Raw genomic sequence first — 14450 nt, 5'->3', positions numbered from 1 at the left:
GGGGCCGGGCACCAGGATGAACCGGCCGTTGTTCACGTCCGGCGTGCCGCCTCCGCTCCGGCCGGAGACTCGACCAGCGGCTGAGCGGGGCGTACGAGCGGCCGTATCAGCGAACGGATAGCGGCTCGAATCGAATGAGGCAGCCGGTGCCGGGGCGTTGTGCCGTCAGGCGCGCCGGGCAGCCCATACCGTGACGGTGAAGAGCAGCACGCCGGCGAGTGCGAGGCCCGCACCGACCAGCGCCGGGGCCGTATATCCATAACCCGCGGCGATCACGAGGCCACCGAGCCAGGCCCCGGCCGCGTTCGCGATATTGAGGGCGGCGTGGTTGAGCGCCGCGGCCAGGGTCTGGGCATCGGCGGCCACATCCATGAGCCGGGTCTGTAACCCGGGGGCCAGCGCGGCACCCGCCGCACCGACGAGCAGGGCGCCCACGGCCGCGGTGACCGGGTTGTGCGCGGCGGCCACGAACACCAGCAGAATCACCATCATCGCGCCCATGGCCAGGAAGATCGATCGGTCCACGCCACGGTCGGCGAGGACGCCGCCGATAATATTGCCCAGCACCATGCCCACCCCGAAGAGCATGAGTACCACCGGCACCAGGCCCGCACCCATACCCGCGACATCGGTGAGCGTCGTGCTCACATACGTGTAGACCGCGAACATACCGCCGAAGCCGATAGCGCCCACCGCCAGCGTGAGCAGCACCTGCGGCCGGCGCAGCGCGCCCAGCTCGGTCAGCGGGTTGGTGATGGCTATCCCGGTGAGCGGCGGTACGAAGCGCAGCAGCGCGGCCACCGTGGCCACACCGATCACCCCCACGACGACGAAGGCACTACGCCAGCCGAGATGCTGCCCGAGCCAGGTCGCCGCCGGCACACCGACGACATTGGCGGTACTCAGCCCGAGCATCACCGCCGCCACCGCCTTGGCACGCTGCCCCGCCGGCGCCAGCGTCGCGGCGGCCAGCGACGCGACCCCGAAATAGGCACCGTGCGGTAATCCGGCCACGAAACGCGCTGCCACCAGGGCCGCGAAGTTCGGCGCGAACGCCGAGGCCAGATTGCCGACGGTGAACGCGATCATCAGGAAGACCAGCAGCCGTTTCCGCGCCACCGTGGCGCATGCCGCGGCGATCACGGGCGCACCGACCACCACCCCCAGGGCATAGGCCGAGACCGCGTGCCCGGCGGTCGGCTCGGAGACCGTGAACGCGCCGGCGATATCGGGCAGCAGCCCCATCGTGACGAACTCCGTGGTGCCGATGCCGAACCCGCCCAGCGCCAGCGCCAGCATCGCCGGGATATGCCAGCTGGTGCGGGCAGCGGAAGCCGGGGTCGTGGCTGTGGCCGTAGCGGTTGAAGTCACGCTTCGGTGTAACAGCCCGCCACCGGATAGGGTTCCGTTCGCGGCTGTGAGTTCGCGCACCCGGTACGACGCGCCGCCGCGACCGCGCCGAATCGCCGTTACCCTTCCGGTGGTTTGCGACGCGACCCCATCGCTGTCCGCGGCCGGCCGGTGAATATCGTCTCGAACCGCCGAGTCGACCGGATTATCGACGGCGCGCAGCGACACGGGAAGGATGGGGCGAATGAACGAACCGCAGGTCCGTGACGAGGAGCTGAGCGGGCTCCGCGGCCCCGTGCCGATCCGGGAGTACTTTCCCGCGGTACCCGATCCGGCGGCGGCGCCACTGCTCTGGGTCCATGGTGGCGCGTTCGTCGGTGGGGGCCTCGATCAGCTCGAATCGCATGCGGTGGCGTTACGGATCGCGGCGGTCGGCAGGCGGGTGCGCACGGTCGACTACGCGCTGGTTCCGCGGTTCCGGATCTGGGGGCCGCCGAAACTGCGGCCGTCGGACAATCGCTATCCGGCGCCGCTGGACGATGTCATGACCGCCGCGACAGATCTCATGGCCGGCGATCCGCGGATCGTTCTGGGCGGCGCCAGCGCCGGCGCCTGCCTGGCCGCGTCTGCCACGCTACGGCTGCGGGACCGGGACGCCCGACTGCCGATCGGGCTCGTGCTCGCCTACGCGACCCTGCACGCCGAGCTGCCACCGCTACCGGATGCGGTACGGGCGCGGATACGCGGCCGGCATCGGATCGGCACCTACAACCCACATATGGTCCGCCGGATGAATCTCAACTATGCCGGATCGCGGCAACTACTCGAGAATCCGGAGGTATTTCCCGGGGGCGGCAAATTGAGCGGACTCCCACCGGTGCTGCTACTCGACGCCGCCCACGACACCTTGAGCGCCTCGAGCACGACCTTCGCCGATGAACTCACCGAGGCCGGGGTCGATACCGATCACCGTATCGTCCCCGGTACTCGGCACGGGTTTCTGAACCGCCCCCGCTCCCGGGGGTTCCGGGACGGCCTCGACGCTCTGTTCGACTGGCTCGAACAGCTGGCGTAATTCCTGCACCGACCCGACGGACGTTCACCGCCACCGCGATCAGCGCGCCGGCACCCGCTGCTCCTCGGCCGGATGGACTCCGTATTGATCGGTTTCCATCAGATGCGCGATATCCCGGCCCGCCGGGGTCATCGTGAGCGACGACCTGGTTTCCAGCAGCCAGGCGCGGTAGCCGGGCTGGACGTTCTCTTCCGGTCCCTGGTGCAGGATGCCCTTGGGTGTCCACGTGACCGTTCCGGGGGTATCGACCGAACCCCAGGGTGAGGGGCCCATCCCGTAGCAGATGACCTCGTCGAAGTCGGCGTTGTGATGCACCGGCGGGCGAGCGCTGCGCCGGCTGCCGACACCGAAAACGAGATCGTGGCCGGATGTACTGCTCATCAGCCGGGCAGGCGGTAACCCGCCGTCGGCGATACCGAGTCCCTGGACGTTCTCGATATTGAACCGGACGACCAGTGGGGCGCCGAGCACATCGAGGCACGGGATCGGGTCCACATCGTAGAAGTACGAGGTGAACCTGTCGCCGGTGCGCACGACCACCTCGTATTCGTCGTCCACCGGTGGGCCGGGCCGCCCGTGCGGGACCGGCCGGTCCAGGTGGAGATCGGGGTTGAAGGTTCCGGGCGCGCCTTCGGGGTCGAGATGCAACTCGCTGGTTGTCACCACGATGAACTCGTTGATCTCCTCGGCGATCGCGCCCCAGCGATAGGTCACGGCGCGCGGGATGAGCACGAAATCACCGGCACGAACTTCCAGCGTGCCGACCTCGGTATCGAGTTCACCCCGCCCGGAAACGATGTAGTGCAGTTCATCGGCCCAGACGTTGACATACCCGAATGTCATGGCGGCGGCGCGGCGGTTCAATTCGAAACTGATGCCCTCGCCCTCGAGGATCGATACGGGGAGCGCTTTCGGCTCGGCGAACACCGCGGCCGGTAGATCCCAGGTGTGGAATCGCCGCGGCACGTACTCGCCGCGGGCGCGTAGGAAACGAGGCCGGTACTGGGCCCGCACGATGGATGTGTTCGGGCCTGCGAAACCGTTACGGGAGAAGAGCTCGATATGTGGCGCCAGGACTTCGTCCGGCATGCAGCACCTCCGAAAATCGTTGTGCCACAGATCCTAGACACACCGGCACCGGGGATGCGCACTTTTGCGATCTCACAAGTGAGGTATTATGTGTCACCGAAAGTACACTCCCCGTGGTGAATCGGATCAGTTCCGGAACGGTGGTACCGGAAGATCGGCGCCGAAGATCTCCGGCATATCCCACGCCACGCTGTCCGGAAAATGGGCCGGACGCTTTTCCAGGAATGACGAAACACCTTCCGCCGCATCGGCGGCGGCGCCGCGACTGCGAATACCCCGCGATTCCACCCGGTGCGCGATCATCGGATGATCGGCGCCCAGCCCGCGCCACAGCATCTGCCGCGACAGCGCGACCGAGACGGGAGCGGAGTGCTCGGTGATCCGGCGAGCCAGCGCACCGGCCTCGTCCAGCAGGGTTTCCGGCGAATACAGTCCGTAGAAGAGACCGGCCTCGTAGGCTTCGGCCGCGTCGACGAGGCGGCCGGAATACACCCAGTCCAGCGCCTTCTGCATCGATACCAGCCGGGGCAGGAACCAGCTGGAACACGATTCCGGGACGATCCCGCGCCGGTTGAACACGAATCCGATCCGGGCGCCCTCCACCGCCAGCCGGAAATCGGCGGCCAGGGTCATGGTGATACCCACCCCCACGGCGGGCCCGTTGACGGCGGCGATAATCGGTTTACGCGATTCGAACATCCGCAGAACCACTTCACCACCACCGTCCCGGAACGATTCCGGTTCCCCGTCCTCGGGTGCGACGAATGTCTCGGCTCCGGCCGAAAGGTCGGCTCCCGCGCAGAAGGCACGTCCGGCTCCGGTGATGATGACGGCCCGCACCGAATCGTCACGGTCGCAGGTATCGAACGCTTCGATCAGTTCCTCACCCATCGCGGTGGTGAACGCGTTCAGCGCGGCGGGGCGGTCCAGGGTGATGGTGGCAACGGATTCCGAGACATCCAGGCGAATATCGACCATAGAGGACAGCATGCCACTGCCGGAGTCAGGTGTTCGTCGCACACCGCACGAGTAGTTCCGCCGGCCCCGCCGGGGGTGTGCCGCGTCGCCAGATGACCCGGAACTTCCGGTTCAGCACCACCGAATCCGATAGGGCGACGCGGACCAGCGCACCGGCGGCGAGCTCGGGCGCGGCGACGAGAGTACTGAGCACCGCCGGGGCCACTCCGGCACGGGCAGCCGCCACGATAGCGATCGCGGAGCCGAGTTCGGCCGCGGGCGGGGCCGGCGGGCCTTCGGCGCCGAGGATCTCCCAGACCGTATCGCGGGTCCCGGAGCCCGGTTCGCGCCACAGCAACGGCGTCGCGGCGAGCTCACCCGACGTCACCGGGTCGGTTCGGCCGGCCCATGGATGCGTGGGTCCCACCACCAGTAAGAGTTCGTCGGCACCGAGGACTCGGCCCCCGAGGTCCGGGGGCGGGTGCGGGCCCTCCACGAAACCGAGATCGGCATCGCCGGCCCGGACCATGGCCTCCACGTGCGCGGTGTTGTCCACCTCGAGGGATACCGCGATATCGGGGCGCAGCCTGCGCAGCTCCGCGAGCCACTGGGGAATCCGGTGGTCGGCGATGGTTTTCGAGGCCGCGATGCGCAGCCGCGGAGCCGCCGCGCTGTGCAGGGCCGAGACGGTTTCGTTGAACGACCTCGCCGCTTCGAGGACCGTCCGCGCCGCGGCGACCACGGCGCCGCCGGCGTCGGTGAGGGTGGAACCGGTGGGTCCGCGATCGAGCAGCCGCAACCGCATCCGCCGCTCGAGCGCACTGATCCGCATACTCGCCGCGGGCTGGCTCATCCCGTGACGACGGGCGGCGGCACCCAGACTGCCCGTATCCGCGACGGAGACCAGCAGGTCGAGGACCGCGAGGTCGGGGGTTCCGGGTGGCAGGGTCACAAGTGTCGATTATGGGTGTTCGGCTCGCCGCCCACGCACCGCCCCATCAGCCCCGCTTATGACCTCCTCCCTTTTCTCCGGCTACCGGTGCGGGCATCCGTTCACCAAGGTCGAAGTGGTGAACGAGGTGTATCGCAGAATTCCGGGTCTCGTCCTCGCCGCGGGACTCGCGACGACGGCGACGCTGCTCGCCACTGTCCTACCGGTCGCGGGCGCACCGGTACTGGCTCTGGTCGCCGGAGCCGCCGCCGGTATGCGCGCAGAAACGCAGATGGTGGATTCGGGCCGGTTCGGGCCGGGATTGGCATGGGTACGGCAGCATCTACTGGGGGCGGCCATCGTACTGCTCGGTCTCGGTCTTCCGATGCACGCGGTGGTCACGGTCGGCCGCGAAACCGCCGTGGTCCTGCTCGGCACGCTCTGCGCGGGCGCGGTTGCCGCGGTGATCGTCGGCCGATTACTGGGGATGCACCGCGAATCGACGATCCTGATCGCTGCCGGGACCACGATCTGCGGCGCCTCCGCCATCGCCGCGGCCACGGCGGTGATGAAGCCCGATCGCGAACGTGTCGCCTACGCGCTCGGCACGATTTTCGTCTTCAATGTCACCGCGGTGCTCGCCTACCCCCCGCTGGGCCGGGCACTCGGGATGTCCGAGGAGGCATTCGGCTTGTGGGCCGGTACCGCGATCAACGACACCTCGTCCGTATTCGCCGCCGGTATCGCGTTCGGGCCCGTCGCCGCGAGTTTCGCGGTGATCGTGAAATTGGTTCGCAGTCTGATGATCGTCCCGCTGTGCGTCGGACTGCACTACGCGGGCAGCCGCCCTGCCGCCGGAAGTTACGCGCAAGCTCCACTGTGGCGGAGCATTCCGCTGTTCGTCGTCCTTTTCCTCGCCGCCTCCGTTGTCGCCGGAACCGGAGTTCTGCCGCCGGCCTGGACCACGCACCTGACCACGCTCAGCTCATGGCTCGTCGCCGCCGTACTCGCCGCGATCGGCACCTCACTCACCTGGCGGAGGCTGCGAGCTGCCGGCTCACGCCCCCTGCTCTTCGGCGGGATCCTCGCGGCGGTCCTCGCGCTCTCGGCACTGACCCTGCAACTGCTGACAGGCTGGCGATGACCGATCGAATACGGCGCCGACGCAACACTTCGCATCCGGCACCGGGAGATTCCGGCTTGTCTCCGGCATTCTCCGCTACCGGACGGCGCGGCCCGTCAGGCTGCCGCGGCCCGCAACAGCCTTTCGTGGCCCCGGACCGCCCCGTCTCCGACGACCGTCCGAAACACCCGTTGCACCTCCTCACCTTCACGTCGCCCTCTCCCCCGTCGGTCAACCTTTTGCGGTCGGGGCCCGCCCCGTGTCTGCAGCGACAGAGCGAAGGAGCGCAGCGACTGAGCGCCGGAGTGAAGACACGGGGTTAATAGGGCCCCGATCTCGAGGCGCGGAGCGCCTCCAAATAACACAGCCCGCCCCGGTTTTCCGGGGCGGGCTGTGTGGAACAGCGGAGGTTACGGGGTCGTGGGCCGGCACGCCGGGTGTTCCGGCGGGCAGGGCGACAAGATCGTCGAGAAGTACTGGAACGCCGCGAAAACAGCGACCGGTCCGCCGATCAGGAAGGCGCCGATGATTCCGCCGGCGGCACCCAGCGTCGCGGCGCCCGCGACACAGCCGCCGATCGTGGCACCGACGAACGGGACCAGCAGCAGGGCGATCGGGCTGGAGACCAGTGCTCCGGTCGCCGCACCGAGCACACAACCGAGACTGCCGCCGATCACCGCGCCGACCGCGCCGGCGATCGCCGCGCTCATGGTCGCCCGCTGGGTGAACACACCCAGTGCCTGCATATCGCGCGGGGTGAACTGCTCGGCGACCTCCTTGCCCGCCTGTTCCGGAGTGATCACCGGGGCGTTCACCGGGGCGACCGGCACACCGCCGGTACGCTGCGGGGTCAGTACCGCGGTGCCGCCGTCGATCGCCGCGGCGATCGGGAACGCCATATTGTCCTTTCGATAGGTCAGCGGAACCGTGCTGAGCGGGGTGTCGTCGATCGCCTTCAGGATGAGCTGGTCTCCCGCGACCTGCCATTTGCCGTTGGTCTCCACGACGGCGGTCTCACCGGTACGGGTGATCTCGTAGGTGAGTTCCTTCGGAACGGGGGCGGGTTGCGCGTTCGCCGGGGCGACGGTCGCGCCGAGTGCGGCCACCGCTATCACGGCGGTGACTACGCTGGTTCGGAGTTTCATGGTTGTGTCCTCATCATTCGATATCGAGGCAGCCGCCGGCACCGGTTTGCGCCGCGGACGTGGTTCGGGGTTCGGGGTTCGGTCACCGGCCGGAGGTGTCGACGAGATCCCCGGCGAGCACCCAGCGTTCGCCTTCGAACCGCTGGATCTGCATGGCTTCCATGGGGTAGCCGTCGCCTTCACCGGTCTGCAGGGTGATTCCGGGCAGCAGCAGATCGATCTCGACGTTGTCGAGCGACCGCATCGCGTCGCGCAGACCTTCTCGCGTCTTGCAGGTCGCCGCGTCGAACGTCTTGTGGAAGCTCTGTGCCATGGCCCAGCCGACGAGTGTGTATCCGTCGGCCGGATCGGCGCCGGGTACGTACTGGGCGACCTTGTCGCGGTAGAGCTTCATTCCGGGATCGTCGGTCCACTGCGGGTCGGCCGGATCCTTCACGAAGACCGAGGTGACGACGTTCTGCACATTCGGGAAGCCGACCGGCGCCAATACGCTCATGGTGCTGGAGACCTGGGACAGGATGTGCAGCGGATTCCATTCGGGATTGCGTGCGTCGGCCGCCAACGTCTGGGCCGCGAACTTCGGGGTCGCGAAGTTCAGCAGCACATCGGCTTTCGAGTTCGCCAGATTGCGCAGCTGGGGGTCGACCGTGGGATCGGTGACCTCGTAACTCTGTTCGGCGATCACCCGCACACCGCTGCCCGCGGTGGCCTCGGTGAAACTGGCCAGCAGATCCTTGCCGAAATCGTCGTTCTGATAGAGGACGGCGACGGTGGCATCGGGTTTCTGTTCCTTGACGTACCGCGCGAACACCTGACCCTCGGAGTGGTAGCTGGGCTGCCATCCGATGGTCCACGGATGCCCGTCGCCGATCCCCCACTGGGTGGCGCCGCCGGCGACGAAGATCTGCGGTACCTCGCGCTGGTTCACGTAGTCCCAGACCGCCGCCGAGGTAGGAGTGCCGAGGGTGGACAGGAGAGCGAACACCTGGTCCTGTTCGACCAGCCGGCGTGTCTCCTCCACGGTTTTCGGGGGTTGGTAGCCGTCGTCGCGCAGCAGGTACTCGACCTTGCGGCCGTCGATACCGCCCTGTTCGTTGTTGACATACTCGAAATAGGCCTGCATCCCTTTCGGGAGTTCGGCGTAGGCGGAGGCCGGACCGGACAGAGGGAATATCCCGCCCAGTTTCATACTGGTGTCGGTGAGCCCTGTCGTCTGCTGACCTTGGCAGTCGCCGGAGGCGACCGCGTCGTCCGCCTCGTCGCGGCCCCCGCAGCCGCCGACGACGAGTACGACAGCGGCGGCCGCGATCACCGCCTGTATCGCTCTAGTGCGCATCGGTTCTTCCTTTCCGGGCTCGGTGTCCGAGCCAGTGCGCCGCCCGGCCGACGAGTCCGGCCAATCCATTCGGCGCTAGGTACATGACCGCGATGATCAGGAGCCCGAAGATGACTCCCGGTGCGGCCTGGTTGATGTCCTGGGCGAAACTCGGCACGTACATGACGAACAGGCCGCCCAGCAGCGGTCCCCACTGTCCGCCGAGGCCCCCGACGACCAGTCCGGCCAGCAGGGTGACGGACAGGGTGAGGGTGAAGGAATCCGGTGAGACGTAACCGATCACCCAGATGTAGACGCAGCCCGCGACGCCGGCGAACATGGCGCCCCAGGCGAATGCCAGCGTCTTGTAGAACGCGGGCCGTACCCCGGTCACCTCGGCGGCTGTCTCGTTGTCCCGCACAGCGTGTAGCGCGCGACCTACCCGGGATCGCAGTATTCCGGCGACCAGCAGATAGCTCACCGCGGTGACCACGAGTGCCAGGAAGTACAGCCACTGGTCCTCGGCCAGCCCGCTCCATGCGGGTGGCTCCGGTTTGTCCAGCGTCAGCCCCATCGATCCGCCGGTCACCGATTCGAAGCGTTTGAGCAGCGGCACCAGGAATATCGCGATGGCGAGGGTGACGAGCGCCAGATACAGTCCCCGCAGCCGGAGCGCCGGAATACCCAGACCCAGCCCGAGAACGAATGCGACTGCCGCCGCGGCCGGCAGGGTCACCGGATACGGTGTATCCCAGCGGTCCATCATGATTGCCGTGGTGTAGGCCCCGACCGCGAAGAACGCGCCGTGCCCGAGCGATATCTGCCCGGTATGACCCACCAGCAGGTTCAACCCCAGCAACGCGACCGCGTAGATCATGGCCAGCGCCAGCTGGAAGGTGCGGAAGGGCGCCAGTTCGAACGGCGCCCAGCAGGCCACGACGAGCAGGATGACCACCACGAGCCACGACCAGTTGAGCCGGCGGGTCCGGCTCCGTGAGCGTGCCGTCTCGGATACGGGCAGCCCGTGCTCCGGCGCCACCGTGGTATTCGGGATTCCCATATCGCTCCTGCTGTATCTATGGGGTATGGACGGGGGCCCTACGTGGTTACGCTCCGCTGCCGCCTCCGGGCCTGACCCGCTCATACCCGATCTATGGGGTATGGACGAGGGCCCTACGTGGTTACGCTCCGCTGCCGCCTCCGGGCCTGACCCGCTCATACCCGCTCCACCACGGGGGTGCCGAACAGGCCCTGTGGGCGAACCAGTAGCACGCCGAGGATGATCACCAGTGGCACGCCGATTTTGAGTTCGGTGCCGATGAAGTCGAGATAAGCGCCGGCCAGGGTTTCCGCGACACCGACGATGAGGCCCCCGGCCACCGCTCCACCGGGGCTGTCGAAGCCGCCGAGGGTGGCGGCGGCGAAGGCATAGATGAGGACCCCGCCCATCATGTTGGGTTCCAGGAACAGCAGCGGCGCCGACAGGACCCCGGATACCGCGCCGACGGCGGCGGCCAGCCCCCAGCCGAGCGCGAGGACACCGCCCACACCGATTCCCACCAGCCGCGCCGACTGCGGATTCGCGGCCACCGCGCGCATCGCCAAACCCGTTCTGGTGTAACGGAAGAGCAGGTACAGCAGCGCCATCACCACCGCGACCACCGCGAGAATGCCGAGGTTTCCGTACCCGGCCGTGACGCCGCCCACCCGCAGCGCGCCCTCCGGGAAGGGGTTCGGGAAGGATTTCAGCTGATACGACCAGATCCAGCCGGCCGCGGCATTGACGAAGAAGAACAACCCCACCGTCACGATCACCAGGGTGAGCTCGGGAGCGCCTTCGACCGGCCGGATCACGATCCGTTCGATCAGCATGCCGCCGGCGAAGGAAATGGCGATGGTAACCGGGAGTGCCAGCCAGAACGGTGTTCCGCTCTGGACCAGCTGCCAGGCCAGGAACGCCGAGAACATGGCCAGCTCCCCCTGGGCGAAGTTGACGATCCCGGTGAACCGATAGATGAGAACCAGGGCGAGGGCCAGCCCGGCGTAGAGGGCCCCGGCACTCAGGCCTTCGATGATCTGCTGCGCGAATCCGGTCACGATCACACCCGGTATCCGAGGTAGGACTGCGCGACCTGCTCATCGGCGGCGATATCGGCCGCGGTCCCGGACAGGACGATCTGCCCGCTTTCCAGTACATGGGCCTGCTGCGCTGCGCGCAGCGCCAGATGCGCGTTCTGCTCGACGACGATCACTGTGGTGCGTTCCTCTTTGTTGATGGTCTGCACAATGCGGAAGAGTTCCTGGGTCACCAGCGGTGCGAGCCCGAGTGACGGTTCGTCCAGGAGCAGGAGCCGGGGCCGCGACATGAGGGCCCGGCCGAGTGCCAGCATCTGCTGCTGGCCGCCGGACAACTGACCGGCCGTTTCGCGCAGTTTCTCGCGCAGGATCGGGAAATAGTCGTACACCCGGCGCAGATCGGCCTCGATACTGCCGCGAGCTCGGCGGGAGTACGCGCCGAGGCGGAGGTTCTCCTCGACGGTCAGCGGCGCGAAGGTTCCGCGGCCCTCGGGGACATGCGCGACCCCCATCCGGGCGATCTTTTCCGATGCCCGCCCGGCGATTTCGATCCCGGCCAGCCGCACCGACCCACCCACCCGGATCATGCCGCTGAGCGCACGCAGCAGGGTCGTCTTACCGGCACCGTTGGGTCCGAGCACCGCGCACACCTCCCCGGCGGCGACGGAGAAATCGATACCGTGCAGTACCTCGCCGGCACCGTACCCGGCGGTGAGACCGGTAACGCTCAGGAAGGGCTCGTTGCTCATTCACTGTCCTCTCGGGGGGCAGGGTGTAGCCAGACGTGCCGTACTTCCCTGTGACACAGGTCTTTACGGTCGTGCTGCCGGTCGTCCGATGCCGCGCGGCGGGGTCGGCGGTTCATGCCGCGGTTCCCAGGTAGGCCTCGATGACGGCGGGGTCCCGCTGCACCTCTTCGGGCACGCCGTCGGCGATGACACGGCCGAATTCGAGGCATACGACGCGATCGCAGATGCCCATGACGAACCCCATATGGTGTTCGACCACGACAACGGTCAGATCGAAATCGAGGCGCAGGCCCGCGAGAAGTCCGGCGAACTCGTCGACCTCTCCGTGACTGAGCCCGTTGACCGGCTCGTCCAGCAGCAGCAGCCGGGGTCCGGACGCCAGTGCCCGGGCCAATTCGATCCGTTTGAGCGTGCCGAACGGCAGACCGGCGGCGAGGTGGTCGGCGACATCGGTCAGGTCGAGACGTTCGAGCAGACCGTCGACCTGGGCGCGCAGCCGGCGTTCCTCGGCGCGGACCGGCGGCAGGAACAGGCCCGACCCCAGGAAACCAGCCCGCGCACGGTGATGGGCACCGACCAGTACGTTGTCCCGCACGGACATACGGGTGAACAGGCCGAGGTTCTGGAAGGTCCGGGCAATGCCCAGCCGGGCCATGAGGTCCGGCCGTACGGTGGACAGATCCGTACCGAGGTAGCGCAGGGTGCCGGCCGTCGGTGCGGATCGCCTGGTGAGGCAGTTGAACAGAGTTGTCTTCCCCGCTCCGTTAGGGCCGATGAGACCGACCATCTCGCCGGTCGCCACCGCGAATCCGACATCGTCGAGGGCCGTGATACCGCCGAATCGAACGGTCAGGCCGGATATCTCGAGCATGGGTCCTCCGGGTCGCGTGGTCGCGGTCGAAATCCTGTGGGGCAGCGCACAGTCCGCCGGACCGGCTATGGGTCAGGCCAGCGTAAGAGCGGCCAGAATGAAACACATCAGCCTTTGCGTCCCAATTATCGGGCACGGCTTTGTCCGCAACGGACAACCGAGCTGCGCATAATTTGATACATTCCCCGGAGAATGTTGACATTCACATCGGGGCCGTGGACCATCCGAATATGTCAGCTGGATCACATACGGTCGCCGCGTCGCTTCCCGAACCGGTGCAGCTCGCGCGCACCCGGATCGTCGGCACCATCTACGACCGCGCCGACGAGATCGCCGAGCGAGGCAGCAGTGCGATAATCGCCCAGGTCCCGGGATATGCCGACCGCGACGGCGAGTTCCGCGCCGATGTACACGACCAGGTCGCCCGGTTGTGCCGCACAGGCCTCGGCGCGCTACTCGACAAGCGGCGGGTCACCGCCGCGGATCTCGCCTACACCCGCCGGGCAGCGGTCCGGCGGGCCCAATCGGGGCTCCCGCTCACCGATTACATCACCGCGTTCCGGCTGGGCCAGCAGGCGTTCTGGAAGACGCTGGTCTCCCACGCCGGCGATTCACCGGCCGCCCGGGAGGCGACGCTGTCCATGGTGCTACCGCTGACCCGATACTGCGATCTGATCAGCAGCCAGGCGACCCACGCCTACCTGGAGTTCCAGCAGTATCAGGCCGCCGAAGCCGGCCGGGACGGCCGCGATCTGATCGAATCCCTGCTCGGTGGCACACTCCCGGAGCGAGGACCGCTTCCGGCCGCCGCGGCCGCGCACGGGATCGGCACCGCACACGACGAACGCCTGGTCGTCATCGCGGCGGAGGTCCTGAACTCCCATGGGCGCGGCTCGGCCGTGCGTTCCGATACCGAAGCCCCGCATATCGTTTCGGCCGCGCTGGCGCGTACCGGTGTCAACGGGCACCGCACGCTGGCGGTCGTCCGCGATTCCGTTGTCGTCGCCGTCGCCGGGCTGGGACGTGGCAGCATCGAGGAGCTGTGCGCGCGACTGCAGCGCACCCGCGACGCTCTCGTAGCGGAAGGAATCACCCCGGCCCTCGGCGTCAGCACGGTGATCGCCGGGATCGAGCAGATTCCGCGCGGCTGGCACGAGGCCCGTTCGGCGCTGGATCTCCTCCCCGACAGCGGTGGAATCATGGCCCTCCCGAAGCTCACCCCGTTCCGCTACCTGGTGCTGAGCTCGGACGATACCGTGCGCAATCTCGTCGACCCGCGAATCGCCCGCGCCCTCACCGAGGATCAGGCCAAGGGCGCGGTCCTCGCCGACACCATCCGGGCGTTCGTCGCCGCCGATATGAATCTGCGCGAGGCGGCCGATGCGCTGCGTATCCACCACAACACCGCGAAGTATCGATTACGCCGGATCCAGCAACTCACCGGACGCAATATCCGCACGGTGACCGATCTTGTAGAACTGCTGGTCGCCATCGAACTCCGGCATATCCCGCGCGCCGAACGTCACGGCCGCTGAACTTCAGCGTGCGTCACCGGGGTCGCGGCCCGGCAGCCCGGGGTCTGCCCCCGGATGGCACCGCGACGTCCATCGGCGAGCGTTACCGATCGGCAGGGCACTCCGACCCCGGACTCAGCAGTGTTCGCTGCGATGCCCTGGTGTACGGTTACGAAGAGCGCCGTCCGATCGGCGCATTCTCGAACGTTCTCGAATTTATCTGTAACCGTAAGTTACAGATAAATCCTGTGATGG

At 67.6% G+C, this 14450-nt stretch carries 13 protein-coding genes; 3 read left to right on the top strand and 10 right to left on the bottom strand.

Annotated features, from left to right (window positions below):
* Positions 1 to 165: 165 nt before the first annotated feature.
* Complete coding sequence (locus tag ABZ827_RS02645) at positions 166 to 1308, bottom strand: MFS transporter (RefSeq protein ID WP_357234409.1); 1143 nt, start codon at positions 1306 to 1308, stop codon at positions 166 to 168.
* 286 nt (positions 1309 to 1594) lie between these two features.
* Here ABZ827_RS02645 and ABZ827_RS02640 point away from each other — a divergent pair, with 286 nt between their 5' ends.
* A complete protein-coding gene (locus tag ABZ827_RS02640; protein WP_357231799.1) occupies positions 1595 to 2425 on the top strand; it encodes an alpha/beta hydrolase in 831 nt (276 codons plus the stop codon).
* 39 nt (positions 2426 to 2464) lie between these two features.
* Here the strand turns inward: ABZ827_RS02640 and ABZ827_RS02635 are convergent, their stop codons facing one another.
* From ABZ827_RS02635 to ABZ827_RS02625, 3 genes are all read right to left on the bottom strand, one after another.
* On the bottom strand, positions 2465 to 3514 hold the full coding sequence (locus tag ABZ827_RS02635; RefSeq protein WP_357231796.1) for a homogentisate 1,2-dioxygenase: 1050 nt from the start codon (positions 3512 to 3514) through the stop codon (positions 2465 to 2467).
* A gap of 126 nt (positions 3515 to 3640) precedes the next feature.
* Positions 3641 to 4492 (bottom strand): crotonase/enoyl-CoA hydratase family protein, encoded by an 852-nt coding sequence (locus ABZ827_RS02630; RefSeq protein ID WP_357231793.1) that lies wholly within the window; start codon positions 4490 to 4492, stop codon positions 3641 to 3643.
* 25 nt (positions 4493 to 4517) lie between these two features.
* On the bottom strand, positions 4518 to 5423 hold the full coding sequence (locus tag ABZ827_RS02625; RefSeq protein ID WP_357231790.1) for a LysR family transcriptional regulator: 906 nt from the start codon (positions 5421 to 5423) through the stop codon (positions 4518 to 4520).
* 58 nt (positions 5424 to 5481) lie between these two features.
* Here ABZ827_RS02625 and ABZ827_RS02620 point away from each other — a divergent pair, with 58 nt between their 5' ends.
* On the top strand, positions 5482 to 6546 hold the full coding sequence (locus ABZ827_RS02620) for a putative sulfate exporter family transporter (protein ID WP_357231787.1): 1065 nt from the start codon (positions 5482 to 5484) through the stop codon (positions 6544 to 6546).
* Between the two features lie 389 nt (positions 6547 to 6935).
* Here ABZ827_RS02620 and ABZ827_RS02615 read toward each other — a convergent pair whose 3' ends face one another.
* From ABZ827_RS02615 to ABZ827_RS02590, 6 genes are all read right to left on the bottom strand, one after another.
* Entirely contained in the window at positions 6936 to 7670 is a 735-nt protein-coding gene (locus tag ABZ827_RS02615) for a hypothetical protein (RefSeq protein WP_357231784.1), read from the bottom strand.
* An 82-nt stretch (positions 7671 to 7752) separates the two neighbouring features.
* Positions 7753 to 9006: an ABC transporter substrate-binding protein gene (locus tag ABZ827_RS02610; protein WP_357231782.1), complete on the bottom strand. Its 1254-nt coding sequence runs from the start codon at positions 9004 to 9006 to the stop codon at positions 7753 to 7755.
* Positions 8996 to 10045, bottom strand: coding sequence for a branched-chain amino acid ABC transporter permease (locus tag ABZ827_RS02605; protein ID WP_357231779.1), 1050 nt, complete (start codon positions 10043 to 10045; stop codon positions 8996 to 8998). The genes ABZ827_RS02610 and ABZ827_RS02605 overlap by 11 nt, the downstream gene beginning before the upstream one ends.
* 155 nt (positions 10046 to 10200) lie before the next feature.
* A complete protein-coding gene (locus ABZ827_RS02600; RefSeq protein ID WP_357231776.1) occupies positions 10201 to 11088 on the bottom strand; it encodes a branched-chain amino acid ABC transporter permease in 888 nt (295 codons plus the stop codon).
* Positions 11085 to 11810 carry an ABC transporter ATP-binding protein gene (locus ABZ827_RS02595; protein WP_357231773.1) on the bottom strand — a complete coding sequence of 242 codons (726 nt, stop codon included), beginning with the start codon at positions 11808 to 11810 and terminating at the stop codon, positions 11085 to 11087. The genes ABZ827_RS02600 and ABZ827_RS02595 overlap by 4 nt, the downstream gene beginning before the upstream one ends.
* Before the next feature lie 112 nt (positions 11811 to 11922).
* Positions 11923 to 12681, bottom strand: coding sequence for an ABC transporter ATP-binding protein (locus tag ABZ827_RS02590; RefSeq protein WP_357231770.1), 759 nt, complete (start codon positions 12679 to 12681; stop codon positions 11923 to 11925).
* A gap of 230 nt (positions 12682 to 12911) precedes the next feature.
* On the opposite strand from ABZ827_RS02590, the gene ABZ827_RS02585 reads away from it, so the two are divergent.
* Entirely contained in the window at positions 12912 to 14216 is a 1305-nt protein-coding gene (locus tag ABZ827_RS02585) for a helix-turn-helix domain-containing protein (protein WP_357231767.1), read from the top strand.
* Positions 14217 to 14450 lie beyond the last annotated feature (234 nt).

It is taken from the genome of Nocardia sp. NPDC019395 (assembly GCF_040632335.1).
In the GTDB taxonomy this organism is placed as follows: domain Bacteria; phylum Actinomycetota; class Actinomycetes; order Mycobacteriales; family Mycobacteriaceae; genus Nocardia.
This window is presented reverse-complemented; position numbering and strand designations above follow the sequence as displayed.